The organism is Methylobacterium organophilum, from assembly GCF_022533465.1.
Taxonomy (GTDB): domain Bacteria; phylum Pseudomonadota; class Alphaproteobacteria; order Rhizobiales; family Beijerinckiaceae; genus Methylobacterium; species Methylobacterium organophilum.
Genome location: NZ_CP092848.1, coordinates 4,750,255 through 4,774,361, shown reverse-complemented (window position 1 = coordinate 4,774,361; position 24,107 = coordinate 4,750,255). Strand labels below are relative to the sequence as shown.

The window sequence follows — 24,107 nt, the reverse complement described above, 5'->3', positions numbered from 1 at the left end:
CGGGATAGCGCCTGACAGGGGAAGCGTCGAGATGCGGTCAGGCGGCGGCCCTGGCCCGCCAGCGGGTGATCCAGGCGGCGAGCGCAGTCGAGGCGCGGTTCTTGGCCTTGGCCTCGATCTCGAAATCGCTCCAGGCGAGGTGGCGGGCCACCAGCGCGTTCACCGCCTCGTTCCACATCCCGTCCGAATGGGCCGCGAGGTCGCGCCGGGAATGGCCCGCGGCCGAGAGGGCCGCGTAGTCCGGCAGCACGCGCACGTCGTGATCGGCCAGGAGCGCCTCCCGCGAGACGCTGATATGGCTGACCGGGCGCACCCCGCGCCAGGAAGCGATCACCGCGGGGATGCGCGCATCCTCCGGCTCGAGATAGGCGCCGCCGCTCTCGACCCAGTGATGATGCAGGTCGAGGACGATCGGCACGCGGTCGCCGAGCCGCAGCACCGCGTCCAGGGAGAACAGGGATTCGTCGTTCTCCACCGTGAGCAGGTCGCGGGCGGCCTGGGAGAGCAGGGGCAGGTTCTCGCGGAAGCCCTCGATGCCCGGCGCGCGCCCGCCGATATGGATGTTCACGTGGGCGCCATGCGGATGCCAGCCGCCGCCATAGCCGAGCAACCCCATGATCTCGGCGTGGTATTCGAGCTCGGCGATGCCGTTGCGCTGCGCCTCCGGGTTGCGCGAGGCGATGATGCAGAAGGGGCCGGGATGCATGCTGAGGCGCACGCCGTCCGCCCGGGCCGCCTCGCCGATCCGGCCGAGCCCCGTCTCGATGAGACGCCGGAGCTCGGGCGCCACGTAGATGTCCCGGGCAACGGGATGGTTGAAGCCCGGCAGCACGTCGCTGCCGATGCGCATCAGGCGCTCCAGGGGCGGCCGGCCCGCGACCCAGGCCACCTGCCGCCCGAGCGCCGCGAGGTTGTGGCGGACGATCCCCTCGATCTTCGCCCGGCGTGCCGCCGGGGCGAGGTTGCCGAGATGCGACATGGTGGTGCCGGTGAGATTCATCGCCAGGGCCGCCGCGCGGGCGGCCTTGAGGGTGGCGTGGCGGCCGGGCTCCTCGTCGGGGATGAACTTGCAGCAGAAGCCGAGGCGGGGCGGGGAGGCGGGCCGGGTCATGACCCGACAACGCCCCAGGCCCGGTTTCGCCCCGTTTCAGCGAGCGTTTCTCAACTCCAGAACGGCTTCACGTCGACGAGGGCGTCGAAGCCCGTCTCCGCCTTCTCGATGAGGTCGCCGGCATGGGCCTCGTTGTCCGCCGCCGTCAGCCCCGCCGCGAACAGGGCCGGGCCGGGGGTCTCGGCGCCGGGCTCCTGCGGCGTCAGCATCCGGGCGATGGCGTGGGCCGTGGCGAGGTCGTTGAGCGCGCCGAGCTGGTCCTGCATGTCCGAGAGGGCGACGACGAAGGCCTTGTGCCGACGGCGCGCCTTCTTGTCGGAGAAGAGCGGCGCGAAGAACTCCGCACCGTAGCGCAGCTTCTTGGCCTCGATGCGCAGGCGGTGGCGCGCCTCCGGCTCGAGATCGGCGAGGTGCTTGCCGCGCTTGCGCACCCGGCGGCGCAGGCGCTGCAGCACGTCCGCGGCGAAGTCCACCGCCGGCCGGTCGCGCTCGGGCAGCCCTTCCGCCTTGCGCCAGGTCCCCGCCTCCAGCCAGGTGACGAGGTCGATGAGAAGGGCGCGCCATTCCGGGCTGCCCAGAACCGCGAGCACCGCGTCGTAGCTCGCCGCGCGCTTCGGGAGCAGCTTCTCCCGCAGCTCCGGCAGGCCCGGCTCGTCGGGCCGCCGCTCGATCTCGGCGGGCAGGGTCTCGCTCAGGAAGACGTCGAGGTTGCGCGCCTCGCCGAAGGGGGCGGTGACGCGCTTGATCTCCCCGCGCAAGCGCTCGGCAGCGGCGTCCTCCTTCAGCATCGGCTTGAACAGGGTGAAGGCGGAGCGCAGCCGCCGCACGGCCACGCGGATCTGGTGCAGCGCCTCGGGGTCGCGATTGAACAGGAACACGTCCTCGTTCAGGCGCAGGTGCCGCAGGCAGCCATGGGCGATCTGCACGAAGGCCTCCCCGGCCGTGCCCTCCGGGTCGAGGGGCGTGGTGCCGGCCTTCGAGGGCTTGTGCAGGCGCTCGCCGATCAGCGCGTCGCCGCGCTCGCCCTTGCTCAGCACGCCGAGGCGCAGGGGCACGGTCTCGGCCAGGGCCTGGGCGAGGGCGAAGAGGTCGGCGGGCTGGCCCTGCTTCAGCTCCAGCTCCAGTTCGCAGACCGGGGCGTCGCCGAGCTCGCTCTCGATGCGGCCGAGATCGAGGGTCATGGCGATGGTCGCGGCGCCGTACGGCACCGTGCGGGCGGTGCGCTCGATCGCGGTGACGAAGAGCGGCGCGAGGGTGGCATCGTCCGCCTTCGCCAGCACGGCGGCCACGGGCGTATCCGCATAAGCCGCGGGATCGGGCGCGTTGCCCGCGATCTCCCGCTCCCATTCCGGCCGGTCGAACAGGCCGGTGGAGGCGGAGGCGCCCTTCACCGTCTGGAGGATCCGCTCCCCCTCCCGCCGCACCCGCAGGGACAGCCCGGCCGCGCGCAGGTCGCGGGCGGGGGTGTCGAAATAGGTGGCGGAGAGGAGGAGGGGCTCCGTCTCGGCCTCCGCCTGGAGCAGGGGATGCGCCGAGAGCGCGGTGAGGTCCGGGCCGTCGCATTCCAGCTTCAGCTCGATCTCGCGGGCACCCGACATGCGTCCTCTCACCCTCCGTGCGGTGGATCGCGGCAGCGCGCCGCGCCCCTCCAACGCCCGCCACCTCGCGCGGATGCATGGCATGGCGTCAAGCCTCCGCACCGATGCCGGCGCGCTTTGCATGAACGGAATGATCGACGGGAGCACCGGGTTTCGCTAAGCTTGCCACCCGCCGGCCGATCTGCCGTGGCGCCGTCCGTCCCGGCCTTCGGCGATTCGCGCGACGCTTCCGGCGGCCGAGACCGCCACGGGAGGACGCTAGATGTCCCACGGCACCGGCTCCGTCACCGCTCTTCTCGTGCTCCTGCTCGGCACCCTGGCCGCCTCCGCCCAGGAGAGCGGCCGGGAGGCCAGGCCCGGCCAGGGCAGCTGGACCGATCCGCCGGCCCGCACCGCGGCACCGGACAAGAGCGCGGAATCCGCCAAGGCCGCGGAGAGGGCCGCGCCTGTCGCCGGAGCGCGGGCGCCGTCTTCGCAGGAGCGCCAGCGGCCGGAGAAGGTGGCCCGGCAGAGCCCGACGCCCGCCGCCTCCGGCCTCGCCCGGCCCCCGCGCCGCGCGACGGCGCAGCGGACGCGGACGGTCAAAGCGGCGCCGGCGAAGGCACGTCCGACCCGGGTGGCGACGCGGTCACGGCCGCCGCGGCGCGAGGCGGGCCCGGTGCTCGTCCGCGACCGCGCTCCGGCGCGGGCCGTCGACGGTTTCGCCTATGGCCCGGCCTATCCGACCCCGCGGGACTATCCCGTCATGGTCGGGCGCCGGCTGGAACGCGAGGGCTGGGAGGACGAGCGGGCGCACCGCATCGCCCGGGCGCGGGCGGCGGGCTTCCTGGTGATGCGCGCCCGCACCGTCCGCTACCCCGACGGCACGGTGGTGCGCAGCCTCAGGCCGGTCAGCGTGGAGGACGATTTCTGAGGCGGGATCCGGCCCGGCGGGCGCGACGGGCGCCGCGACCGGGGTTCAAAAGGCTTAGCGGATCCGGCCGGGGCGGGCGGGCTCGAACACGATCCGCCGGTGGAACGCGCACCAGCTCTTGCCGTCCGCGACCGGGGCGCCGCAGCAGACGGCGCGGTCGTTCGGCTCGCCGATGATGTATTTGCAGACGAAGGCGCCCGACTGCGCGAAGGGCACGCGCAGCTTCTCGGAGGGCTCCTCGATGGCGTTGGCATCGTCGAACTGCGAGATGCGGAGCATCTGGTTCATGCGTGTCGAACTCGTGTCTCGACCGTGAGAGGATCCACACAGAAGCGCCGTTCCGTCCCGCACCCCTTGTGCGGTCAGGCCGTTTGTCGCTATGCGGTCGATCTCCGGTGGAACTTCAGAAACGTCGGGACCCGTTTCGCGGCGGCTTGATCCAAAACCGAGACTCAACGGCGCATCCCGCTGTTATAACTGGGGTTCTTGCTGCGGCAAACAAGTGCTGGCGTCCCCCCGCCATGCATGCACAGACCATCACGAAGACGGTGAACGACCCGCAACGGGCCGCGGGCATTGCTTGCGACGGCCGAAGATCAGGGCGTTTTCTTTAATCATTACAATTGTTTGAAACTGTTCTTCGACCTTGGGTTGGAAGGTCCCGAGCCGGATCCCCGGGCGGCGGAACGCAGGCCTGCCTCAATCGGACACAGGGTTTTGACCCCCGCGCGGCATTCCGCGGGGATCCGGGACGAGCGCTTTCACCGCTCCTGTCGAATCGCCGCGAATCGCACCCCTCCCGGCCAGCCGGGCGAGAAGGCGACGGCTACTCCGCCGCGAACAGCGTCGGCTCGTCCGGCTCGGCCTCCGCCGCACGGGGATCGCCGGGGGCGGTCTCGCAGCCGAGGCCGGGCAGGGCGGCGACGCGGGTGCCGCGGAAGCCGGTGCGGCAGACCACGAGGCCGCGGGTCTCCATGTAACTGAGCAGGCGCCGCGCCCGGCCCGGGGAGCGGCTGCCGATGGCCCGCGCCAAGGCCGCATCGCCGGGGCAGGGCGCGCCGGCCAGGGCCGCCCGGGCGATGAGCAGGAACACGCCCTGCACCTCCTCCGGCAGCTGCGCCGCGGCGGCCCTAGCCTGCTCCCAGCGCTCGTCCGGCACGCTCTCGGGGGCGGGCTCCGCCTCGTCGAGGCCGGCCCGGGCGACGCCGAGGCGGCGGCGGAAGGCGGGCAGGTCCATGGCCTCCCCGTCGAGACCGCGCATGCGGCAGCGGACCAGGAAGTCCTGGTACATCACGGCGACCGGCTGGCCGCGCATCTCCGCATCGTCCGCGAGGCCGCGCAGGACGGCGTCGAGGCCGGCGCGCTCCGCCTCCGGGTCGCGGGGCGTCTCGGCCACCGGCTCCGGGCGATGGGCGGCGAGCTCGCGCAGGAGATCGGCGGTGCTGGTGCGGGGTGCCGGCGCCGGGCGCGGAGCCGGGCTCCAGGCGGGCGGGGCCGGCTCGTCGGGGGAGCGGGTGAGGATGAGGGCGCGCAGATCCGCCTCGGAGGCCTGCGGCAGGGGGATGAGCTTGGCCGGCGCCGAGCGGGCGGCGGTGGCGACCGGGCCGATGCGCAGCGCCAGCGGGCGGCGGGCGAGGGCCGGGCCGAGGGCCACGAACTCGCCCCGGGCGAGGTCGCGGAAGCGCTCGGCCCCGCGCCGGTCGAGGCCGAGCAGCTCGGCGGCGCGCTGCATGTCGATGTCGAGGAAGGTGCGGCCCATCAGGAAGTTGGTGGCTTCCGCCGCCACGTTCTTGGCGAGCTTGGCGAGGCGCTGCGTCGCCACGATGCCGGCGAGCCCCCGCTTGCGGCCGCGGCACATCAGGTTGGTCATCGCCCCGAGGGAGGCCTTGCGCGCCTCGTCGGAGACGTCGCCCGCCGCGGCGGGGGCGAAGATCTGCGCCTCGTCGACGATGACGAGGGCCGGGTACCAATGCGCCCGCTCCGCCTCGAACAGCCCGCCGAGGAAGGCGGCGGCGGCGCGCATCTGCGCCTCCATGTCGAGGGCCTCCAGGTTGAGCACCACCGAGACCCGATGCGCCCGCACCCGAGCGGCGATGGCCTGGAGCGCGGCCTCGCCGTGGGTGCCCTCGACCACGACATGGCCATGCGCCTCGGAGAGCGAGACGAAATCGCCCTCCGGGTCGACGATGACCTGCTGCACCGCCCCGGCGCTCTGCTCCAGCAGGCGGCGCAGGAGATGCGACTTGCCCGAACCCGAATTGCCCTGGACGAGGAGACGGGTCGCGAGAAGCTCTTCGAGGTCGAGCAGGGCGGGGCCGCCGCCCGGCCCCAGCGCAGTGCCCATCTCGATGGCGACGCTCATCCTGTCTCCGTTCGCCTCAGAATCCGAACGGGCCTTCTAGCACGCTCAGACCCGGCCCGCGGCGCGGACACCGCGCCGATCCACACGTCTTCTCGCGGGCGATGGGTCGCGGGCGGCAGGCGGAACCGGAGCGGGTCAGGCCCGCGGCGGCGCGTCCGGCCGCACGGTGCGCTGATAGAGCACGAAGAGCAGGCGGGCCGAGAGGCAGCCGAGGATCGCCGCCACCGCCTTCACGTCGAAATCGCTGAAACGCCCGTGGCGGGAATGGACGAGCAGCTGACCCGCCTCGAGGAGCCCGGCCAGCATCACGCAGGCCGCGAGCGCCCAGAGCCAGTGCCGGGGATAGGCCAGCGCCAGGGTAAAGCCGAGCAGGGCATAGGCCAGCGCGCGCTCGAGCATGGCGGATTCGAACAGCTCCGGGCGTAGGCCGATCGGCGAGAGCGTGGCGAAGGCCAGGGCCGCGATCAGGAACCAGGCGGCGAGGCGAACGAGGGCGAGCATGGGGAGTCCTCGCCCGGGACGGAGGGATCGGTCAAGGCACAGGCGCGTGCGGCCCATTGCTGACCACCGATGCCCTAAGATTTCGTCAGCCGCGGGCCGCCGCTCTCAGGCCAGGATCGCGACGATCAGCGCCAGGGGGAGGGCGGCGAGCGCCGCCGGGCGGATCAGCCGGGGACGATAGGAGGCGAGCGCCACCACCAGGAGCGCGGCGCCGGTGAGGGCGCCGAGCCATTGCACGGGTCCGAAATTCCAGCCCTCCCGCAGCACCGCCACGGCGAAGGAGGCGGCGATGCCGGCCCAGCCCGCGAGGCGCAGCACCCGCACCCGGCCCGGCGAGGGCCGGCCGGCCAGGGCCTCGGCATGGTGGCGGTTCATGCTGAGGCACAGAGCGGCGAGCGCCGCGAAGCTGAGGCCGAGATTGAGGAGCAGGACGGAGGGCGTCACGGGCACGTCACCGGTTCGAGGCCGTCAGGCCCGTTCGAGTTGGGCGAGGCCCGCCGCCGGCGTCGGCCGCGGGCGCGGGGTCGTGGCCCGGGCCGCGACGACCTTGCGGCTGGCGAAGGCGAGCAGCGCGCCAACGCCGAGGAGCGCCGCGTCGAACCCCAGGGACGGGCTGCCCGAGACGCCGAGCGTCAGCAGGTCGACCACGGGCAGGGCGGCGAACAGGGCGGCCCCGGCCGCGAACAGGGCACGCCAGGCCGCCCGCTGCGGCATCAGAAGGCCGAGCCCGGCGGCGAGGCACCAGGCCGCGAAGAAGGCGCGCACCTCCCCGTCGCCGCGCCCGGAAAGGTCGAGGGGCAGCAGGCGGTTCGCCAGAAGATAGGCGGCGATGCCGATCGGCAGGCCGGCGATCACGCCGAGATTGAGCGCGCCGACCAGGCGCAGACCGAAGAAAGGGCGCTCCCCGGGCCGGGGCGCCCGGGCGACGCACCAGAGCACGAGCCCCGTCGCCACCGTGGCCACGCCCATCAGGCCGCACAGGAAGAACAGCACCCGCAGGGCCGGCCCGGCGAAATGGGCTTCGTGCAGGCCGACCATCACCGCGTAGGTCTTCACCGCGGGCTTGGCCTCCGCGAACAGGGTCTCGATCACCGCACCGCTCGCGCCGTCGAAGACGACCTGCGGGTGCTGGTGGGCGAGGCCATGCGGCTCCTCGAACACGGCCGAGACCGTGGCCGAGGCATCGGCGGGGGCGCTGACGATCAGCATTTCCAGGGGCTGGCGGGTCATGCCCGCGGCCCGCTCGACCATGGGCCCCACCGGCGCGAGCGTCCCGGGCCGGTTCGCGTAGGGGCGCGGCGCCGCCATCTGCCCGGCCTCCGCATAGAAGCGCAGCTCGTCGCCCTTGTAGGCCGCCATCAGCCCGAAGGGCATGTAGATCGGCGCCAGGGTGACGAGGCCGGTATAGATCACGAGCAAGTGGTAGGGCAGGGCCAGCACGCCGGTGACGTTGTGCGCGTCGAGCCAACCGCGCTGGGCCGACTTGCCCCGCCGGAAGGTGAAGAAATCCGCGAAGAGGCGGCGATGCGTGACGATGCCCGAGAGCAGGGCCACCAGCATGACCAGCGCGCACAGGCCCACGAGATAGCGCCCGAGCAGGGGCGGCATGTGCAGCTCGTAGTGGAAGCGGTAGAGGAAGTCGCCGCCGAGCGTCTCGCGGACCTTGGGCTCGCCGCCGGTCGCGGGATCGATGCGGGCATGGCCGAACGGGGCGTCCGGCGCCGTCATCCAGTAGAGGTCGAGGACCGGATCCTCGGGCTTGGGGAAGTTCACGTACCAGGCGATGGCGGCGGGCGCCTTCTCCTTCAGATGGGCGAAGCCCGTCTCCGCGGCCCGGGCGAGCTCGGCCGGACTCGCCGGCACGGCCTGGTCCCGGGCCTCCGGCCGCATCCAGTCGGAGATCTCGGCCCGGTAATAGCTCGCCGTGCCGGTGACGAAGACGCAGAAGAACACCCAGCCGACGACGAGGCCGGCCCAGCTGTGCAGCCAGGCCATGGACTGGCGCAGACCGTTCCTCATCGCTCCCTCCCCATGACCGCCGTTCCTATCCCGCCTGACCGACGCCCGTGGAGAGGGCGAGCCAGAGGGCGGCGCCGAGCCCGAGGAGCGGCAGGCCGAGCCCGATGGTGGCCGCCTTCAGGGAGCGGGCGGAGAAGACGTAGAGAACGGCCAGCGCCATGACGGCAAAGCTCGCCAGGGTGGAGGCGGTCACGGCCTCGGCCCGGTCGAGGGGAAGGGTCAGGGAGAGCAGGGCCGTCAGCAGCGCAGCGAGCCCGTAGCCGCCGAGAGCCGCGAGCGCGATTCGCCCGGCGACGGCGGCACGATCGGCCAGGCTGAGGGACCGACTCACGCAACGCGCTCCTCAATTTCTGCGTGACGCCGCAGGGAGACCCGGCGCTCCGGGACGAGACCCGCAGCGCGACCGGTCCCGCGACGGGAACGGGGTTCGCGGATAGCAGCCCGGGCCAGCGCGAAGCAACGCGAATGTTATGGAACCGTTCTAATCAAGCGGTTGAGGCAGAAGGGGTTTTCCCGAGCCCGGGAAAGGATGCGCCCGTCCTCCTCCGGGACGAATGCGCATCGGCGGACCGGACGGGCCCGTTCGAGCCACCCGATCCGCCGAAGGCGACGTCGCCCTGCTGGGGGGCTGCAGGCGTGCCGCGCTCGCCGTTTTAGGTTGCAATTGATGCTGCTTTGTTTCGGAGCCGCGCCCGCGAGAGCCCGGAAGCGGGACAAAGCGGCCGCCGCCGCCGATTCACCGCCGTCCCATCCGATCGTCGAGTCGGAGCCCGCTCCCATGCCGCCCGGCAGACGCAGCTCGGGAACTGCGTCTTCTGTGCCATGGTTGACGATTCCTGTGCGCAAGCGACCCGGGATTCGCATCCGCATTCCCCATCTGGGGGATGAACCCCGATGCTACCTCATGTTGATCTTTGCTCGCTGTGGTGGGGAACACGTCCATGCGAAGCTCAACGACTCTTCCTGGCTGGGTCATGCGCCAGCTCAATCGTCGGGCCGGCCGGTACAATGACGACAAGATCGTCCGCTGGATCAGCCTGAATCCCGGACGTGACCGGGCGGACCTGCAGGGCGAGCTGCAGGAGGGCGGCTCCGACAACGTGGTGGATTTCAACAGCCGCCGTCTCCTCGCCGCCTCCTGAAGCGGCCACCCTCAAGAAACTTGACGTTGATTCAAGCCGTCCCGTCGGGGCGGCTTCTTCGTGTTTCAGGCCAGCATCAGCCGGGCGGCGATCAGGGCGAGGCCGAGGGCGAGCCAGGTCACGTAATCGCCGACGAGCCCGCTATGGGCCGCCTCCAGGATCCGGTTGGGCAGGGAGGCGGTGCGCCGCAACCCGCCGGTGAGCCCCGCCGGCAGATGGGCGCGGGACAGGTCGTAGCCCGCCACCACCAGGGCGAGCACCACGGAGAGCCAGGGCAGCCACGGCGCGGCCTCGGCCGCGGTGACGGTCGCGCCGCCCGCATGGGCGAAGGCGGGCACCGCATCCCGCGCCAGGCGCTCCACCGGCCCGGCGGGCACGGCGAGCGCGACGGCGAGCAGGAAAAGGCAGGGGCTCAGCATCAGCCACAGCGGCCGGTCGGCCTTCTCGCGCTCCGCCTCGCTCGGCGCCCGTTCCTCGTCGCCGGCCACCGCCCCCCAGCCGAGGAAGATCCGGCCGGCGGCACGCAGCACCGCGGCGCCGGTCAGGCCGCAGCCGACGAGGCTCGCGGCGAGGGCGACACCATGCCCGTCCCGGGCGAGCGCGCCCTGCAGCAGGTGGGTGCCGTGATCGAGCAGGCCGAGGGGGAGCCCCGCCAGCAGCAAGCCGCCCAGCGCCATCGCCGCGCCGGTGGGCCCGAGGCCGCGGCCGAGCCCGCGCAGGCCGATCTCGTCGATGCTGGCGCGGGTGGCGAGCAGGATGCCCGCGACCATGAACAGGGCGCCCTTCACCAGCCCGTGGCCGACGAGATAGACGAGGAAGCCGCCGAGCCCGGCCTGGGACAGGGCGCCGATGCCGAGCATCATGATGCCGGCATGGCTGATGGTGGAGAAGGCGAGCAGGCGCTTCAGGTGACGCTGCTTGAAGGCCATCACCCCGCCGAGCAGGGCGGTGACGCCACCGAGCCAGACCATGGCCTCGGAGACCGTACCGGCGATCCGGTCCGAGGCCGAGAACACGACCCAGACGAGCTTGGCGAGGCCGAACAGCCCCAGGGAGACCATCGCCCCCGAAAAGATCACCGAGACCGGGCTCGGGGCGACGGCATGGGCATCGGCCAGCCAGAACTGGAAGGGCACCATCGCTGCCTTGATCATCAGGGCGGTGGCGATCAGGCAGAAGGCCGCCGCGACCAGCGCGTCGCGGGGATGGGCGGCCACCGCCATGCGCAGCCCCTCGAAATCGAGGGTGCCGGCCCGGGCATAGATCAGACCGATGCCGCCGAGCATCAGGAAGCCGGCGAGGCTGTTGGTGACGGTGAAGTTGAGCGCCCCCGACAGGGCGGAGCTCTCCAGCCGGTAGGCGGTGAGCGCGAAGGCCGCCACCGACATCACCTCGAACCAGACGAACAGGTTGAACAGGTCGCGGGTGAAGCAGAAGCCCGTCATCGCCGCCAGGAACAGCAGCATCAGCACCTGGAAATGCCCGTGCACCTCGGCGAAGTAGCCCCAGGCGAAGACGAAGGCCGCCGCGTAGAGCAGGCCGATGAAGGCCGCGATCCAGGCGCTCGCCGCATCGACCTGGAAGCCGATGCCCACGGCCTGCCCCGCCCGGGGCGCCCAGCCGCCGAACCAGTAGACCAGCGGCCCCGCTTCCGCCGCCCGCAGGGCGATGAGCCCGGACAGGCCGCTGCAGAGGAGCGCCGTCAGGGTGGCGAGGATGTCGGGCAGAGGGCCCCGCATCCGGCCGGACAGGGCGAGGGTGAGGGCGCCGACGAGGAGCGGCAGGGCGACCGGCAGGGGCGGCAGCGCGGAGGAGGGCAGCCAGGCGAGGGAATCGGCCGGGCTCATGCGCGCCCGTCCTTCCCGTCCGCGGATCTCCCGGCGGGCGCGCCGGGACCCTGCGGATGCATCGGCCGCAGCGCCTCCGGGTCGAGGGTCCCGCGCCGCTTGTGGATCTGGATCGCCAGCACGAGGAGCAGCGCGCTCACCGTGGCGCCGACGACGATGTCGGTGAGCACCAGCGCCTGGACCACGGGATCGACGGCGGGGGTGCCGGGCGGGTGGTCGTAGAAGATCGGCGCCACCGCATCGAAGCGGTAGCCGACCGCGAGCAGCAGCACGTAGGTCGCCGACTGGCAGACGGAGAGGCAGCCGACGAGGTGGATGGCGTTGCGGCTCGTGGCGATGCCGTAGAGGCCGATGGCGAAGAGCCAGCCGGCCACCGCATAGGGCAGGGCACCGAGGAAGGCGCCCATGTCAGGCCTCCTCCGAGGAAGCGTCGTCGTCCTCCGGCGCCCGCGTCTCCTCCATGAATTCGAGGAAGAGCTGGGTGAAGCCGCCGAAGACGGCCAGCGCCACGGCAAGGTTGGCCACGAGGATCAGGCCGCCGGAGAACAGGTCCTTGAAGCTGCCCAGCGGCAGGGTGTTCTCGAGGAAGGCGGCGCCGAGCAGCATCGGCCCGAGGCCGCACAGGGTGAAGAGCAGGGCGCCCCCGCCCTCCAGGGCATCGAGCCACTCGGCGTGGATCGCCGCGCGCCAGCCGGCATAGCCCTCGCCGAGATAGAAGAGCAGGGTGCCCGAGGCGAGGATGACGCCGCCCTGGAAGCCGCCGCCGGGCGTCACCGTGGCATGGAGCACGACGTAGAGGCCGAACACCACGGTGGGCGGCCCGAACAGGCGGCAGAGCAGGGTCACGGCCTCCGCCCGCGGCACCACCGGCCGGCCGGGCAGGCGGATGGCGCGGTCGGTCGCCTTCTTGCCCCGGGAGCCGCGCAGCAGCAGCACGGTGCCGGCGATGGCCGCGAGCAGCATGAACTCCTCGCCGAGGGTGTCGAGGCCACGGATGTCGAAATTGATCGCGCTCACCAGGTTGGCGACGTGGCGCTCCTTCGGCCCGATCTCGTTGATCAGCGCGCCATAGGGCGGCAGTCGGTGCCGAAGCCCGGCATCGCCCCCAGAACCGCGACGAGCCCCGGCAGCAGCAGGAGGGCGGCGAGCCCGAGCAGGGCGAGGCGCAGCGGGCGGCTCACGCGTCGGGCTCGCCGCGTTTCGATTGCGCCGTGCGCACGGAGCTGAGCGCCACCAGGAAGAGGAGGGGGACGGCAAGCGTGCCCACGGCCAGCTCCGACAGGGCGACATCCGGCGCCTGCAGAGCGAGGAAGAGCAGGGTGAGCACGAAGCCGTTGATCATCAGGGCGAAGACTTGGCGGCGCGGCTCGCGCATCAGGACCACGCCGGTGCCCGATGCGGCGGCGGGGAGGAGCAGCAGGGCGAGGAGCAGGCTCACGCGTCCCGGCCCTCCCGGATGAGCAGGGCCCGGCCGGTGGCATGGGACAGGGCCGCCCCCGCCAGGACGAGGAGCAGCATCATCGCCAGCACCTTGAAGGAGCGCGGGGAGGGGCCGTCCGCACAGAAGGCGGCGAGGCTGATGCAGGCCCCGGCGACGGCGTTGGAGAACGAGACGGCGTGCAGGATGTCGAGGCCCGAGCGCAGGCGCAGGGCCGCCAGGGCGCCGAGCCACAGGCTCAGCACCGCGCCGGCGAGCGACAGGACCACGAGAAGATCGGCGAGGCCGCTCACAGCCAGCGCTCCAGGAACACGGCGGTGAGCAAAGAGGCGGGCAGGCTGAGCACGACCAGGGTGAGGGCGAGGTCGATCGAGGAGGGCTGGTCGATCGCGAAGGTGAGGAGGATCAGAACCACCACCGTCATGGTGGAGGCGAGCTGGGCCGCCGCGAAGCGCCGGGCGATGTTGCCGCGACAGGCCGCGAGCCCCGACACGGCGAGGGCCGGGACCAGGGCGCAGGCGGAAACGAGGAAGGGCGTCGCGCTCATCGCGCCGCGGCCCCCGGGGGCAGGACATGGACGAGGATGCGGCCGCGCTCGGCCTCGAGGCGCAGCACGAAGGCGTCCGGCGTGATCGAGGTGGCGAGCACCGAGACCGCGCGGCGGCCGGCCTCCTCCGCCGAATCCCCCCTCAAGGGACAGCCGATGATCTCGCCCTCGGTGGCCGCCCGCACCGTGCCGATCGGGCCGCCCCGCCACACGCCGCGGGCGAGGCGCAGGCCGACGCGCAGGCTCTCCTTCGGCAACCGGGCGAGGGAGCCGGCGAGCGGCCGCAGGGCATCGGGGCGGACCTTCAGCGCGTCCTGCCCACAGAGGGCGAGCCAGCGCAGGGAGATCGTGCCGAGGGCGCCACAGATCGCGGCGGCGAGGGCCTCGGTGGCACTGAAGCTGCCGACGAGGCCGAGATAGAGCAGGCTCAGCCCGAGCCAGGCGAGGGCGCCCGAGAGAAGGGTGCGGCCCATCGGCCAGGCTCCGCCGTTCCGTCGATCGAGCAAGCGCAACGGAAGGTCGCGGCCAAGGGTTCCGCGCTCTCAAGGTTCCGCGCTCTCAGGGTTCCGGCGCGAGGACCGCCTCCGCATGCGTGGGCGGATCTCATGAGATCGTCCGCGGAAAGGTTTCGGAAGCGGGGTCTTCCCCCGGCAACCCCCTTGGCAGCGCCGACCGGCAGGTTCATGCTGCCACAAAAAAGACACCGTCGAAAAACGTGCGTCGTCGACCGGAGTTTACGCCATGCTCATCGCCAATCGCCTCGTCAAATCCGCCTGGATCGCCGTCGAAGTCGGGCGGGAGCGCTGCGAGCGGGTGCTGGTGGTCGAGGCCTATATCGCGGTCAGCCCGCTGGAGAAGGATTTCGACGCGGAGCGCTACGAGAAGGTCGTGGAGGACGTGCGCCGCGTGCTCGCCGAGAACCCGGCAATCGACCGCGCCTCGATCCTGAGCATGCACCGCGACAACAACTGCACCGCCCTGTTCCGGACCAAGCAGGCGAGCGCCGCCTGATTCCGCGCCGCCTCTTCCCCGCCCCTCACGACCGCGCGGTCGCGGGGCGTCCTCACTCCTGAGGGGCTTCGGCCGGATCGAAGTCCTGGCCGTGATAGGGCTCGTCGACGACCCGCGCCGCCCTGGGCGTGATGCCGGCGCGGCGCTGGTGCCGCGGCTCCCCAGAACTTCCGCAGCCCTGGCAGACGGAGCCCGCCGCACGCCGGCCGCGCTCCGCGATCACGCGATCGAGATCCGCCTGACGCTCGGCGTAGTTCTGCTGCTCCCGCAGGGCCTGTTCCGTCGCCCGCCCGATCATGGCCGCGGTAGCCGCCGCCGACGACGCGGCGCCGGGAAGCGCCCCGGTCGCCTCCTGCGCCGACGCCACCGGCGCGGCGCCGAGCAGGGCGACCAGTCCCAGCCCCCTCAACAAGCCCCGCATGGTTGTCTCCTGCACTGGCATCGCAACCCAGCATAGACGCTCTCGCCCGGTCTGTCCGGTGCGCGGCATCGGAGCAAAGGGGGGAGCCTTCGCCCCTTGTCGGAAACGGTCCGGGCTGGCAAGGGCCCCTAAGACTTCATCGGATAATGACAATTGTATGACAGTGTGTTTTTCTCGAATTGTTGCGGATTAAAATCGAATATCTGATATTTAGCCTGCTAAGTCACTGTATTGCTCGATAAATCTACAAGAAAACACTCAAAATAACTTTCAACGACATCCCGCCAATGCTATCGGCACCGCATGTTCATGCATCGGCGGGTGGGATCTGCTGCGCGGTGGAGGGGCCCGAACTTGCGTTCGGCCATCGTGCGGCGATCCGGATCGCCTGCATCGCCTCGGGCGGTGCGGATGCGGGACAGCGGCCGGTGAGGTCGCGACCGGACAGGCGCGGAACGGGCTCCGTGCGCTCTCAAGCAATGACGGCGCGCTCCGGCCCGGCCTGACGCGGCGCACGCGGTCGGCCGGCCCAGCGAACCCTTGGGGACCTGAAACGATGAAACTGCGTGTCTTGGCGGCCAAGCTGGGATTGACCGCGTTCGCCTTCATGCCGGATGCGGCCGAAGCCCAGACGGTGGCGGAGCTGCAACGCCAGATCGACGAGCTCCGGGCGATCATCAAGCAGCAATCGGCGGAGCGGGACCGGAAGGGCGGCAACGGCCACCGGGGCGGCCATCCTGTCGGCCGCCACGATGCGGGCACGCATCCCGCGGCGAGCCGGCCGGTCGAATCCGCCGTGATCCGGTCCTCGACCAATGGCGCCCCGACGGCCTCGATCACCGGGCGTTCGGATGCGGGCACCTATCCGGCGGCGGGCCGCCCGGTGCAATCGGCCGTGGCCTTGCCGGCCGCGGGCGGCCTGCCGCCGCACACCCTGGTGATCGACGATCCCGGCACCTGGTGGGACGCGCTGGTGCCGCCGATGCCGCAGATCCTCGCCGACGACCCCGCGCACGCGTCGCGGCCCAAGACCTGGTTCGAGCGGATCTCGATCCGCGGCTACACGCAGTTGCGCGTCAACGAGTTCCTCTCCGGCGACGACACCGCGCCCAACGGCTTCTCGCGGCTGCGCTCCGTCCATGACGGCGGCATCACCGACCAGGGCACCTTCACCTTCCGCCGGGTGCGCCTGATCATCCAGGGCAACATCCACGAGCGGGTCTTCCTCTACATCCAGCCGGATTTCGCGGTGAGCGTGAACAACCAGGCCGGCTCGGAGCAGCGCCTGCATTTCGGGCAGCTGCGCGACGCCTTCGCCGACGTGTTCCTGGACGACGAGCACCGGACCAAGCTGCGCTTCGGCCAGCAGAAGGTGCCCTATGGCTGGGAGAACCTGCAATCCTCGCAGAACCGCCTGACGCTGGACCGCAGCGACGCGATCAACAGCGGCATCCCGGGCGAGCGCGACATCGGCATTACCGCCTATTACACGCCCTGGCACGTGCAGCGGATCTGGGACCGCCTCGCCAAGGACGGGCAGAAGCTGTTCGGCAATTACGGCGCCTTCGGCATCGGCGTCTATAACGGCCAGACCATCAACCGCGTCGAGCGCAACAACGACGTGATGGTGGCCGGCATGGCGACCTGGCCGATCGAGCTCGACCGGCTCGGCGAGGCCTTCCGGGGGCAGGTGCTCGAACTCGGCGCCTCGGCCTATCGCAACGCGTTCCAGCCCGAGATCCGCAGCGGCGGCGTGAGCCCGGTCGCCTTCCGGGACGAGCGCGTGGGCGTGCACGCGATCCTCTATCCCCAGCCCTTCGGCCTCCAGGCGGAGTGGAACTGGGGCCGCGGCCCGGAATACGACCCCGTCACCCGGGCCATCGAGACCAAGCCCCTGGAGGGCGGCTACGTCCAGGCCATGTACCGGGTCGACCATTCCCTGGTCGGTCCCTTCATGCCCTATGCCCGCTGGCAGACCTATCGCGGCGGCTGGAAGGTGGGCACCAACGCCCCCCGGCTCGAGACCGACGAGATCGAATTCGGCATCGAGTTCCAGCCGATCAAGGCGGTCGAGGTCACCCTGGCCTATGCCCACATGAATCACCGCGAAGCCGACGAACGCCGCCTCGGCCGCGCCGAGGGCGACCTGTTCCGGGCCCAGCTCCAGATCAACTACTGAGGCGATGCCCGGCCGGCCCGGTCAGGCCGCCTCGATCTCCGTGCTCACCTCCAGCCACTCCTCCTCGGCGCGGGCGAGGGCGTCGGCGGCCTCCGCGCGCATGCGGGCGAGGTCGCCGGCCTTGGCGGCGTCCTTGAGGAAGGCGGTCCCGTCGGCGAGCGCGGCGTCGATCTTGGCCATGGCGTCGGAGAGCTTGGCCATCCGCGCCTCGATCGCTTCGAGGCGCTTCTTGAGGGGCGCCAGAGCCGCCCGGCGCTCCACGGCGGAGCGGCGGGCCTCCGCCTTCTGGCCGCCGGTCGATTCGGCGGCGCCCGCCTCCGCCCGCTCCGGGCCGGCGAGCACTAGGCGGCGGTAATCGTCCATGTCGCCGTCGAAGGCCTTCACCGAGCCGTTGCGCACGAGCCAGAGCCGGTCGGCGCAGGCCTCGATCAGGAAGCGGTCGTGGGAGACCAGGATGACGGCGCCCTCGTAGTCGTTGATCGCCTCGACCAGCGCCTGCCGGCTCTCGATGTCGAGGTGGTTGGTCGGCTCGTCGAGGATGAGCAGGTGCGGGCCGGAAAAGGCGGCGAGACCCATCAGCAGCCGCGCCTTCTCGCCACCCGAGAGCTGGGAGACCGGCGTGTCGGCCTTGGCGGCGGGGAAGCCCAGGCGGGCGGCGGCGGAGCGCACCTTCGCCTCCGGCGCATCGGGCATGAGGTCGCGGACATGGGCGACGGCGCTCTCGGCCGGGCGCAGCTCGTCGAGCTGGTGCTGGGCGAAATAGGCGACCTCCATCTTGGAGGAGCGCTTCAACTCGCCCGAGAGGGGGGCGAGGCGCCCGCCGATCAGCTTGCAGAAGGTCGACTTGCCGTTGCCGTTGGCGCCGAGCAGCGCCACCCGGTCGTCGGGGGCCAGCGAGAGGTTGAGGCCCGAGAGCACGACGCGCTCGCCGTAGCCGGCCTGGACGCGCTCCATGGCGACGATGGGCGGCGAGAGCGGCTTTTCCGGGCTCGGCAGGTGGATCACCGGCACGTCGTCCTCGAGGAGGGCCGCGATCGGCTCCATCTTGGCGAGGCGCTTCATGCGCGACTGGGCCTGGCGCGCCTTGGTCGCCTTGGCCTTGAAGCGGTCGATGAAGCTCTGGAGATGGGCGCGCTCGGCGTCCTGCTTGGCCTTGGCCTTGGCCTGCAGCACCCGCTTCTCGGAGAGCTGGCGGGCGAAGGAGCTGTAGCCGCCCCGGTAGATCGTGAGCTTGCCCCGGTCGAGATGCAGGATGTGGTCGACGGAGGTGTCGAGCAGGTCCCGGTCGTGGCTGATGATGATCGCCGTGCGCGGATACTTCTCGAGATAGTCGTAGAGCCAGAGCGTGCCCTCGATGTCGAGGTAGTTGGTCGGCTCGTCGAGCAGCAGCAGGTCGGGCTCGGAGAACAGCACCGCGGCGAGCGCCACGCGCATGCGCCAGCCTCCGGAGAAGGCCGAGCAGGGCCGTCCTTGAGCCTCCGCGTCGAAGCCGAGGCCGTGCAGGATCGCCGCCGCCCGCGCCGGGGCCGAATGGGCGCCGATATCGACGAGCCGGGTCTCGATCTCGGCCCGGCGGAAGCCCTCCGCGGTCTCGGCCTCCGCGAGCAGCCGCGTGCGCTCGGTATCGGCGGCGAGCACGACCGCGTGCAGCGTCTCGGGGCCGGCCGGCGCCTCCTGGGCCACCGCGCCGATGCGCATGCCCTTCGGGATCGAGACCGCGCCGGCATCCGTCGGCAGGTCGCCGAGGATCGCCCGGAACAGGGTGGTCTTGCCCGCCCCGTTGCGGCCGACCAGCCCGACCCGCGCCCGATCGGGGATCGCGAAGGTCGCGGAATCGAGGATCACCCGCTCGCCGATGCGGTAGGAGAGGTCGTTGACGCGCAGCATGGGGCCTATTGCCGGGTGACGGCGCGGGAAGGCAAGGGGGCGCAGCGCGCCCGCCATCCACGCCAAACGCCGCCCCGCCACCGCACCGCGACTTGACCCGCCCGGACGAGGCGCTAACGATCCGCCCAAGCTTCGTGTCTCTCGCCCGACGCATGCATCGCCATCGGCGCCGGAATGGGCACCGTTCCCGGGGGCGTTTCGTGAGCGACGCCTGAAGGGGGTTTAGAGCGTGGCGACAGGCCGGTTGGCGACCATCCCGTTTTTCCGGGAACCCGGGGTCGATCTCTCCACCTACGAGACCCGCTGCCACTGGCGGCGCTTCGACGAGAACGAGGTTCTCGTCGATTACGACGACGTCTCGACCGACGTGTACTTCCTGGCGGCGGGCGAGGTGCGCATCCTCAACCGCTCGCAATCGGGCAAGGAGGTGATCCTCGGCGAGATGCGCGGCGGCGCCTTCTTCGGCGAGCTCGCCGCCTTGGACGGGATCGGCCGCTCGGCCAACGTCACGGCGCTCACCCGCGGCGAGGTCTGCGTGGTGCCGGCCAACGTCTTCCGCCAGATCGTGTTCGCCTCCGAGGCGATCGCCGACCGGCTGTTCCGGCTGCTCGCCAAGCGCGTGCGCGAATTGAACACGCGGCTCATGGAGCACGCGCTCCTCGACCTGCGCCACCGGCTCTACGCGGAACTGCTGCGCCTGTCGGTGCCCCGGGCGGGGCATGACGGGGAGCGGGTGGTGACGCCGCCGCCCTATCACCACGTGCTCGCCGCCCGCATCGGCTGCCGCCGGGAGCAGGTGACCCGGGAATTCACGGTGATGGCAGGCGAGGGCCTGATCGACCGCACCCGCGGCGCCCTGGTGCTGCGCCGGCCCGACCTGCTCGAAGCCCGCGTCGCCGAGGCCCTGCGCGAGGACGGCTGAGGCCGGCTTCACCTCCGCGCGGCACGGCTTTAGCGTCTCCGCCGCGCCCCACCCGAAAACCCCGCTGGGCGCCTGATCCCGGACGCATCTTGCTCGCTCCCGCACCGACCGCCTCCGCCTCGCTCCTGCATCTCGACGGCGTCACCAAGCGCTTCGGCGGCCATGTGGCGGTCGATGCCGTCTCCCTCGACCTCGCGGGCGGCGAGTTCTTCTGCCTGCTGGGGCCCTCGGGCTGCGGCAAGAGCACCCTGCTGCGCCTGATCGCCGGGTTCGAGACCGCGAGCGAGGGCGCGATCCGCCTCGACGGGATCAACATCACCGGCTTGCCGCCGCACCGGCGGCCGGTGAACATGATGTTCCAGTCCTACGCGCTGTTTCCGCATCTGAGCGTGGCCGGGAACATCGCCTACGGCCTGAAGGGGCGCGGCCGCGCGGCCATCGCGGCGCGGGTCGCGGAACTGCTGCGCCTCGTGCGCCTCGAAGGCTTCGCCGAGCGCCGGCCGGACAGCCTGTCCGGCGGCCAGCGCCAGCGGGTGGCGCTCGCCCGGGCGCTGGCGCGCGAACCGAAGCTGCTCCTGCTCGACGAGCCCCTCGGCGCCCTCGACCGGGGCCTGCGGGAGGAGACGCAGGCCGAGCTGCGCGCCCTGCAGAAGCGGCTCGGCACCGGCTTCGTGGTGGTCACCCACGATCCGGCGGAGGCGCTCGCCCTGTCCGACCGGATCGGGGTGATGGACCGGGGCCGGCTCGTGCAGGTCGGGCCGCCGCGGGACCTCTACGAGCGGCCGGCGACCCGCTTCGTGGCCGGGCTCCTCGGCGACGTGAACCTGATCGAGGGCCGGCTCGGCCCCGCGGAGAACGGCCGGCGCGTGGTCGATACCGCCCTCGGGCGCCTGCTCTGCGGGCCGAGCGGGGAGGGGGCGCAGGGGGAGGCCGTGGTCGTGGCGATCCGGCCGGAGCGGATCCGCATCGGCGCGGCGCTGGGCGACGAGACCGCGCTCACCGGCATTCTGGAGGAGGCGACCTATCTCGGCGACCGCCTGCGCCGTACGATCCGCATGGAAGACGGCAGCACCCTGCGCGTCGTGGCAAGCCTGCCCGGCCCCGCGGCGGAGGCGCCGGGGACGCGGATCGACCTGAGTCTCCCCGCCGACGCCCTGGTGCTGCTCCCGGCATGAGCGCGCCGGGACCGAAGGGCTTCGGCGACCGGGCCCTGCGCGGGCTGGTGCGCGGCCTGCCCGCCCTGTGGCTCGCCCTGTTCTTCCTCGTGCCCTTCGCGGTCACCCTGAAGATCAGCTTTTCCTCGCCGGCCACCGCGCAGCCGCCCTACCTGCCGGTGATCGACTGGCAGGGCGGCCTCGAGGGCTGGCGCGAGTTCCTGGAAGCCCTGGACTTCCAGAACTACGAGATGCTGGCCTCGGACACGCTCTATCGCGATGCCGCCCTCTCGTCGCTCGGCTACGCGCTCGCCGCGACGGCGCTCCTCGTCCTGATCGGCACGCCCATGGCCCATGCCATGGCCCGGGCCGAGCGGCGCTTCCAGCCGCTGCTCGCCGCCCTGGTGATCGTGCCGTTCTGGACGAGTTTCCTGATCCGGGTCTATGCCTGGATCGCGATCCTGAAGCCCGAGGGTCTGCTCAACGCGGCCCTGCTGCGCCTGCACCTGATCGGCGAGCCCCTGCAGATCCTCGACACGCCGTTTGCCGTGCTGATCGGGCTCACCTACGCCTACCTGCCCTTCATGGTGCTGCCGCTCTACGCGGTGATGAGCCGGCTCGACCCCGCCCTGCCGGAGGCGGCGGCCGATCTCGGGGCGGGTCGGGCGCGCATCTTCTTCACGGTGACGCTGCCGCTCGCCGCCCCCGGCCTCGCCGCCGGGGCATTGCTCTGCTTCATCCCCATGGTCGGCGAGTTCATCATCCCCGACCTCCTCGGCGGCTCGGACACGCTGATGCTCGGCCGCGTCCTGTGGAGCGAGTTCTTCTCCAACCGCGACTGGCCGCTGGCCTCCGCCGTGGCGGTGCTGCTCCTCGTCCTCGTCGTCGGTCCGGTGGTGCTGTTCCGCGAGGCGGAGCAGCGGCGCGAGGAGGCGGCGCGATGAGCGCGCTCAATCGCTGGTCGCTCGGGCTCGGGCTGGCCTTCCTCTACGCGCCGATCCTGGTGCTGGTGGCCTATTCCTTCAACGCCTCGAAACTCGTCACCGTCTGGGGCGGCTTCTCGACCCACTGGTACGGCGTGCTCCTGGCCGACGGCCCGCTCATCGCCGCCGCCCTCGTCTCCCTGAAGGTGGCGCTGCTCTCGGCCGGCCTCGCCAGCGTGCTCGGCACGCTCGCCGCGCTGGCCCTCGACCGGCACGGGCGCTTCCGCGGGCGCGGCGCCTTCACCGGCATGCTCTACGCGCCGATGGTGATGCCGGAGGTGATGACCGGGCTGTCGCTGCTGCTGCTCTTCGTCGGGATCGGCCTCGATCGGGGGCTGACGACCATCGTGATCGCGCATGCGACCTTCGCCACGGGCTTCGTCGCGGTGGTCGTGGGCGCGCGCCTCAAGGGCCTCGACCGCTCCCTGGAGGAGGCGGCGGCGGATCTCGGGGCGCCGCCCTGGCGGGTCTTCTTCAGCGTGACGCTGCCGCTGATCGCGCCGTCGCTGGCGGCCGGGTTCCTGCTCGCCTTCACCCTGTCGCTGGACGACCTCGTGATCGCGAGCTTCGTCTCGGGACCGGGAGCAACCACCCTGCCGATGCGGCTCTACAGCCAGGTCCGGCTCGGGGTGAATCCGGAGATCAACGCCGCCTCGACCCTGCTGGTGGCGGCGGTGACCGCGATCGTGCTGGCCGCCTCCTGGCTCAGCGCCCGCAGCGGCGGCACGCAGGCCGGCTGAAGCAGCCCGCCCGAGAGGTGCCTCTGACGAGAGCGGAGTTGGGGCGGGGCGTCGCCGCAGCGACGCCCCGGAGATCCTCACGCCTGCGCGACCTCCTGCCACTCGGCGACGCGGGCGAGGCCCTTCTCGGTAATCTGCCAGACGGCGAAGGTGCCGCCGATATGCGGGCCGGCCTGGGTGCCGACGAAGCGCAGCTTGCCGGCGCGCTCCAGCACCCGCAGGCGGGCATGGTCGCGGGGCCAGCCGCGCTCGGGGGTCTGCTTGATGGAGATACGGCCTTCGACACCGAAGGCGGCCTTGGACAGAAGACGGCGGGCATGCGGATGCATGGCAGCTCCATGGTTGGAGAAGCGGGCGGTCTTGTTCGGGTCGCGCCGCCGCGGACGGCAGCACGGAGAAGGCAGGGCAGCGACGTCGCGCATCGGATCCAGTCCGATGCCCGAGAACCTCGCAAGGCATCGGCGGTTTCCGGATCGTGGATCCCACCATCCGGGCCGATGCTTTCGGCCGCAGCGCGCACCCCTTCGCGCATCCCTGGGACGCGTCGCGGCGTGTGCATGATCGAGCGATCGGTCTCGATGGCGCTCCCACCGTCGCCGGCGGAAACACGATGCAGCGGCTTCACATCCCCGCCGGACCCTCCCGGTCCGCGGCGCGAGGCGGTCGGCCGTTGCGGGCCGGTCTCCGAGGGGAAGGCCCGGTCGTGGGCGTCCCGTCGAATCGATGGCCGAGCGCACCGGGGTGCGTCCGGAATCTTAGCCGTTCAGAGTCGTGAAGCAACCCTCGGGCGAACGATTGGCCGACACGATCCGGTGTGCGCCGCCGCAACCGTTCCGCGGCACCACGCAGCCCCGGATTGTTGCGCGGTTGCGCTTTCGCCCGGCCGGCCGCCCTGCCATGGAGCGGAAATCGAAGCTGAGCAGGAGACGAGGACGGGCATGACGGCGCGAATGACGGAGTTGCCCGCGCTCTTGGCCAAGGTGGTCGAGCATGTCCGAACCGCCAACGAGAAAGCGGAAATCGCCCAGGGCCGCATCCTCGAGATGGCCCGCCTGCTCGATGCCCTGGCCGAGGAGAACGCGCAGCTGCGAGCCGATCTCGACGCCCAGGAGGCGGCGGCGGCCCAAGCCGCGACCGAGATCCGCCGGGTCTCGGAGGCGCTGGAGGCCGAGCGGCAGATGCGCGCCCTGATGGAAACCCGCGCCCGCCGGGCGGAGCAGCGCTGCCCGGACCATGGCGGCCATGCGGGCGGCACCAGCCCCCTCTCCGGCCCGGACAGCCTCCGTCCCCCGTCTTCCGCCCTGCACTGAGCGGGGCGGGCGGAGCCGACGC

28 protein-coding genes are annotated in these 24,107 nt (G+C 71.9%); 9 read left to right on the top strand and 19 right to left on the bottom strand.

What is annotated here, in order from left to right:
• Window positions 1-37: 37 nt before the first annotated feature.
• The gene (locus tag MMB17_RS22575; RefSeq protein WP_241100346.1) at window positions 38-1,111 is read right to left on the bottom strand and encodes an apurinic/apyrimidinic endonuclease family protein; all 1,074 of its coding nucleotides are present in this window, start codon (window positions 1,109-1,111) and stop codon (window positions 38-40) included.
• Window positions 1,112-1,161: 50 nt separating this feature from the next.
• Window positions 1,162-2,709, bottom strand: a complete 1,548-nt coding sequence (locus MMB17_RS22570; RefSeq protein ID WP_241100345.1) for a CYTH and CHAD domain-containing protein — start codon at window positions 2,707-2,709, stop codon at window positions 1,162-1,164.
• Window positions 2,710-2,971: 262 nt separating this feature from the next.
• Here MMB17_RS22570 and MMB17_RS22565 point away from each other — a divergent pair, with 262 nt between their 5' ends.
• On the top strand, window positions 2,972-3,622 hold the full coding sequence (locus MMB17_RS22565; protein WP_241100344.1) for a hypothetical protein: 651 nt from the start codon (window positions 2,972-2,974) through the stop codon (window positions 3,620-3,622).
• A gap of 54 nt (window positions 3,623-3,676) precedes the next feature.
• Here MMB17_RS22565 and MMB17_RS22560 read toward each other — a convergent pair whose 3' ends face one another.
• The 6 genes from MMB17_RS22560 to MMB17_RS22535 all read right to left on the bottom strand — a co-directional run bounded on the left by MMB17_RS22560 (window position 3,677) and on the right by MMB17_RS22535 (window position 8,835).
• Window positions 3,677-3,910 carry a hypothetical protein gene (locus tag MMB17_RS22560; RefSeq protein ID WP_238313537.1) on the bottom strand — a complete coding sequence of 78 codons (234 nt, stop codon included), beginning with the start codon at window positions 3,908-3,910 and terminating at the stop codon, window positions 3,677-3,679.
• A 538-nt stretch (window positions 3,911-4,448) separates the two neighbouring features.
• Window positions 4,449-5,984, bottom strand: coding sequence for an ATP-binding protein (locus MMB17_RS22555; RefSeq protein ID WP_238313539.1), 1,536 nt, complete (start codon window positions 5,982-5,984; stop codon window positions 4,449-4,451).
• 135 nt (window positions 5,985-6,119) lie between these two features.
• On the bottom strand, window positions 6,120-6,485 hold the full coding sequence (locus tag MMB17_RS22550; RefSeq protein WP_238313541.1) for a VanZ family protein: 366 nt from the start codon (window positions 6,483-6,485) through the stop codon (window positions 6,120-6,122).
• A 105-nt stretch (window positions 6,486-6,590) separates the two neighbouring features.
• The gene (locus MMB17_RS22545) at window positions 6,591-6,929 is read right to left on the bottom strand and encodes a DUF3325 domain-containing protein (RefSeq protein ID WP_238313543.1); all 339 of its coding nucleotides are present in this window, start codon (window positions 6,927-6,929) and stop codon (window positions 6,591-6,593) included.
• Between the two features lie 24 nt (window positions 6,930-6,953).
• Window positions 6,954-8,504, bottom strand: a complete 1,551-nt coding sequence (locus tag MMB17_RS22540; protein ID WP_241100343.1) for a PepSY-associated TM helix domain-containing protein — start codon at window positions 8,502-8,504, stop codon at window positions 6,954-6,956.
• Between the two features lie 25 nt (window positions 8,505-8,529).
• Window positions 8,530-8,835: an iron transporter gene (locus MMB17_RS22535; RefSeq protein WP_241100342.1), complete on the bottom strand. Its 306-nt coding sequence runs from the start codon at window positions 8,833-8,835 to the stop codon at window positions 8,530-8,532.
• 610 nt (window positions 8,836-9,445) lie between these two features.
• Between MMB17_RS22535 and MMB17_RS22530 the strand changes: the two genes are divergently transcribed.
• Complete coding sequence (locus MMB17_RS22530; protein WP_238313548.1) at window positions 9,446-9,646, top strand: hypothetical protein; 201 nt, start codon at window positions 9,446-9,448, stop codon at window positions 9,644-9,646.
• A gap of 65 nt (window positions 9,647-9,711) precedes the next feature.
• Here MMB17_RS22530 and MMB17_RS22525 read toward each other — a convergent pair whose 3' ends face one another.
• The 8 genes from MMB17_RS22525 to MMB17_RS22495 are packed head-to-tail and all read right to left on the bottom strand — an operon-like array spanning window position 9,712 to window position 13,951.
• The gene (locus MMB17_RS22525) at window positions 9,712-11,493 is read right to left on the bottom strand and encodes a complex I subunit 5 family protein (RefSeq protein WP_241100341.1); all 1,782 of its coding nucleotides are present in this window, start codon (window positions 11,491-11,493) and stop codon (window positions 9,712-9,714) included.
• The gene (locus MMB17_RS22520) at window positions 11,490-11,900 is read right to left on the bottom strand and encodes a sodium:proton antiporter (protein ID WP_241100340.1); all 411 of its coding nucleotides are present in this window, start codon (window positions 11,898-11,900) and stop codon (window positions 11,490-11,492) included. The genes MMB17_RS22525 and MMB17_RS22520 overlap by 4 nt, the downstream gene beginning before the upstream one ends.
• 1 nt (window position 11,901) lies before the next feature.
• Window positions 11,902-12,510: an MnhB domain-containing protein gene (locus MMB17_RS22515; protein ID WP_241100339.1), complete on the bottom strand. Its 609-nt coding sequence runs from the start codon at window positions 12,508-12,510 to the stop codon at window positions 11,902-11,904.
• A 41-nt stretch (window positions 12,511-12,551) separates the two neighbouring features.
• Window positions 12,552-12,674 carry a hypothetical protein gene (locus MMB17_RS25305; protein ID WP_276518050.1) on the bottom strand — a complete coding sequence of 41 codons (123 nt, stop codon included), beginning with the start codon at window positions 12,672-12,674 and terminating at the stop codon, window positions 12,552-12,554.
• A complete protein-coding gene (locus tag MMB17_RS22510; protein ID WP_241100338.1) occupies window positions 12,671-12,931 on the bottom strand; it encodes a Na(+)/H(+) antiporter subunit B in 261 nt (86 codons plus the stop codon). The genes MMB17_RS25305 and MMB17_RS22510 overlap by 4 nt, the downstream gene beginning before the upstream one ends.
• Window positions 12,928-13,224: a monovalent cation/H(+) antiporter subunit G gene (locus tag MMB17_RS22505; RefSeq protein WP_241100337.1), complete on the bottom strand. Its 297-nt coding sequence runs from the start codon at window positions 13,222-13,224 to the stop codon at window positions 12,928-12,930. Before MMB17_RS22505 ends, MMB17_RS22510 begins: the two co-directional genes overlap by 4 nt.
• Window positions 13,221-13,478: a hypothetical protein gene (locus tag MMB17_RS22500; protein WP_241100336.1), complete on the bottom strand. Its 258-nt coding sequence runs from the start codon at window positions 13,476-13,478 to the stop codon at window positions 13,221-13,223. Before MMB17_RS22500 ends, MMB17_RS22505 begins: the two co-directional genes overlap by 4 nt.
• Window positions 13,475-13,951, bottom strand: a complete 477-nt coding sequence (locus MMB17_RS22495) for a Na+/H+ antiporter subunit E (protein ID WP_241100335.1) — start codon at window positions 13,949-13,951, stop codon at window positions 13,475-13,477. Before MMB17_RS22495 ends, MMB17_RS22500 begins: the two co-directional genes overlap by 4 nt.
• A 268-nt stretch (window positions 13,952-14,219) precedes the next feature.
• Here MMB17_RS22495 and MMB17_RS22490 point away from each other — a divergent pair, with 268 nt between their 5' ends.
• Window positions 14,220-14,489, top strand: coding sequence for a hypothetical protein (locus MMB17_RS22490; RefSeq protein WP_238313563.1), 270 nt, complete (start codon window positions 14,220-14,222; stop codon window positions 14,487-14,489).
• A 52-nt stretch (window positions 14,490-14,541) separates the two neighbouring features.
• Here MMB17_RS22490 and MMB17_RS22485 read toward each other — a convergent pair whose 3' ends face one another.
• Window positions 14,542-14,910, bottom strand: a complete 369-nt coding sequence (locus tag MMB17_RS22485; protein WP_241100334.1) for a hypothetical protein — start codon at window positions 14,908-14,910, stop codon at window positions 14,542-14,544.
• A gap of 556 nt (window positions 14,911-15,466) precedes the next feature.
• On the opposite strand from MMB17_RS22485, the gene MMB17_RS22480 reads away from it, so the two are divergent.
• Complete coding sequence (locus MMB17_RS22480; RefSeq protein WP_241100333.1) at window positions 15,467-17,089, top strand: porin; 1,623 nt, start codon at window positions 15,467-15,469, stop codon at window positions 17,087-17,089.
• 21 nt (window positions 17,090-17,110) lie between these two features.
• Here MMB17_RS22480 and MMB17_RS22475 read toward each other — a convergent pair whose 3' ends face one another.
• The gene (locus tag MMB17_RS22475) at window positions 17,111-18,976 is read right to left on the bottom strand and encodes an ABC-F family ATP-binding cassette domain-containing protein (RefSeq protein ID WP_241100332.1); all 1,866 of its coding nucleotides are present in this window, start codon (window positions 18,974-18,976) and stop codon (window positions 17,111-17,113) included.
• A 229-nt stretch (window positions 18,977-19,205) separates the two neighbouring features.
• Here MMB17_RS22475 and MMB17_RS22470 point away from each other — a divergent pair, with 229 nt between their 5' ends.
• From MMB17_RS22470 to MMB17_RS22455, 4 genes are all read left to right on the top strand, one after another.
• Entirely contained in the window at window positions 19,206-19,898 is a 693-nt protein-coding gene (locus tag MMB17_RS22470; protein ID WP_238313571.1) for a Crp/Fnr family transcriptional regulator, read from the top strand.
• Between the two features lie 89 nt (window positions 19,899-19,987).
• On the top strand, window positions 19,988-21,073 hold the full coding sequence (locus MMB17_RS22465) for an ABC transporter ATP-binding protein (RefSeq protein ID WP_241100331.1): 1,086 nt from the start codon (window positions 19,988-19,990) through the stop codon (window positions 21,071-21,073).
• Complete coding sequence (locus tag MMB17_RS22460) at window positions 21,070-21,996, top strand: ABC transporter permease subunit (protein WP_241100330.1); 927 nt, start codon at window positions 21,070-21,072, stop codon at window positions 21,994-21,996. Before MMB17_RS22465 ends, MMB17_RS22460 begins: the two co-directional genes overlap by 4 nt.
• On the top strand, window positions 21,993-22,775 hold the full coding sequence (locus tag MMB17_RS22455) for an ABC transporter permease subunit (RefSeq protein WP_241100329.1): 783 nt from the start codon (window positions 21,993-21,995) through the stop codon (window positions 22,773-22,775). Before MMB17_RS22460 ends, MMB17_RS22455 begins: the two co-directional genes overlap by 4 nt.
• Window positions 22,776-22,852: 77 nt before the next feature.
• Here MMB17_RS22455 and MMB17_RS22450 read toward each other — a convergent pair whose 3' ends face one another.
• A complete protein-coding gene (locus tag MMB17_RS22450) occupies window positions 22,853-23,197 on the bottom strand; it encodes a hypothetical protein (RefSeq protein ID WP_241100328.1) in 345 nt (114 codons plus the stop codon).
• A gap of 516 nt (window positions 23,198-23,713) precedes the next feature.
• Here MMB17_RS22450 and MMB17_RS22445 point away from each other — a divergent pair.
• Complete coding sequence (locus MMB17_RS22445; RefSeq protein WP_238313577.1) at window positions 23,714-24,085, top strand: hypothetical protein; 372 nt, start codon at window positions 23,714-23,716, stop codon at window positions 24,083-24,085.
• Window positions 24,086-24,107: the final 22 nt, after the last annotated feature.

Bases quoted from the DNA above. Each gene is read 5' to 3' on its own strand.
- MMB17_RS22575 (WP_241100346.1), bottom strand. From the start codon at position 1,111: ATGACCCGGCCCGCCTCCCCGCCCCGCCTCGGCTTCTGCTGCAAGTTC.
- MMB17_RS22570 (WP_241100345.1), bottom strand. From the start codon at position 2,709: ATGTCGGGTGCCCGCGAGATCGAGCTGAAGCTGGAATGCGACGGCCCG.
- MMB17_RS22565 (WP_241100344.1), top strand. From the start codon at position 2,972: ATGTCCCACGGCACCGGCTCCGTCACCGCTCTTCTCGTGCTCCTGCTC.
- MMB17_RS22560 (WP_238313537.1), bottom strand. From the start codon at position 3,910: ATGAACCAGATGCTCCGCATCTCGCAGTTCGACGATGCCAACGCCATC.
- MMB17_RS22555 (WP_238313539.1), bottom strand. From the start codon at position 5,984: ATGAGCGTCGCCATCGAGATGGGCACTGCGCTGGGGCCGGGCGGCGGC.
- MMB17_RS22550 (WP_238313541.1), bottom strand. From the start codon at position 6,485: ATGCTCGCCCTCGTTCGCCTCGCCGCCTGGTTCCTGATCGCGGCCCTG.
- MMB17_RS22540 (WP_241100343.1), bottom strand. From the start codon at position 8,504: ATGAGGAACGGTCTGCGCCAGTCCATGGCCTGGCTGCACAGCTGGGCC.
- MMB17_RS22530 (WP_238313548.1), top strand. From the start codon at position 9,446: ATGCGAAGCTCAACGACTCTTCCTGGCTGGGTCATGCGCCAGCTCAAT.
- MMB17_RS22525 (WP_241100341.1), bottom strand. From the start codon at position 11,493: ATGAGCCCGGCCGATTCCCTCGCCTGGCTGCCCTCCTCCGCGCTGCCG.
- MMB17_RS22520 (WP_241100340.1), bottom strand. From the start codon at position 11,900: ATGGGCGCCTTCCTCGGTGCCCTGCCCTATGCGGTGGCCGGCTGGCTC.
- MMB17_RS22500 (WP_241100336.1), bottom strand. From the start codon at position 13,478: ATGAGCGCGACGCCCTTCCTCGTTTCCGCCTGCGCCCTGGTCCCGGCC.
- MMB17_RS22495 (WP_241100335.1), bottom strand. From the start codon at position 13,951: ATGGGCCGCACCCTTCTCTCGGGCGCCCTCGCCTGGCTCGGGCTGAGC.
- MMB17_RS22490 (WP_238313563.1), top strand. From the start codon at position 14,220: ATGCTCATCGCCAATCGCCTCGTCAAATCCGCCTGGATCGCCGTCGAA.
- MMB17_RS22485 (WP_241100334.1), bottom strand. From the start codon at position 14,910: ATGCGGGGCTTGTTGAGGGGGCTGGGACTGGTCGCCCTGCTCGGCGCC.
- MMB17_RS22480 (WP_241100333.1), top strand. From the start codon at position 15,467: ATGAAACTGCGTGTCTTGGCGGCCAAGCTGGGATTGACCGCGTTCGCC.
- MMB17_RS22475 (WP_241100332.1), bottom strand. From the start codon at position 18,976: ATGCTGCGCGTCAACGACCTCTCCTACCGCATCGGCGAGCGGGTGATC.
- MMB17_RS22460 (WP_241100330.1), top strand. From the start codon at position 21,070: ATGAGCGCGCCGGGACCGAAGGGCTTCGGCGACCGGGCCCTGCGCGGG.
- MMB17_RS22455 (WP_241100329.1), top strand. From the start codon at position 21,993: ATGAGCGCGCTCAATCGCTGGTCGCTCGGGCTCGGGCTGGCCTTCCTC.
- MMB17_RS22450 (WP_241100328.1), bottom strand. From the start codon at position 23,197: ATGCGCGACGTCGCTGCCCTGCCTTCTCCGTGCTGCCGTCCGCGGCGG.
- MMB17_RS22445 (WP_238313577.1), top strand. From the start codon at position 23,714: ATGACGGCGCGAATGACGGAGTTGCCCGCGCTCTTGGCCAAGGTGGTC.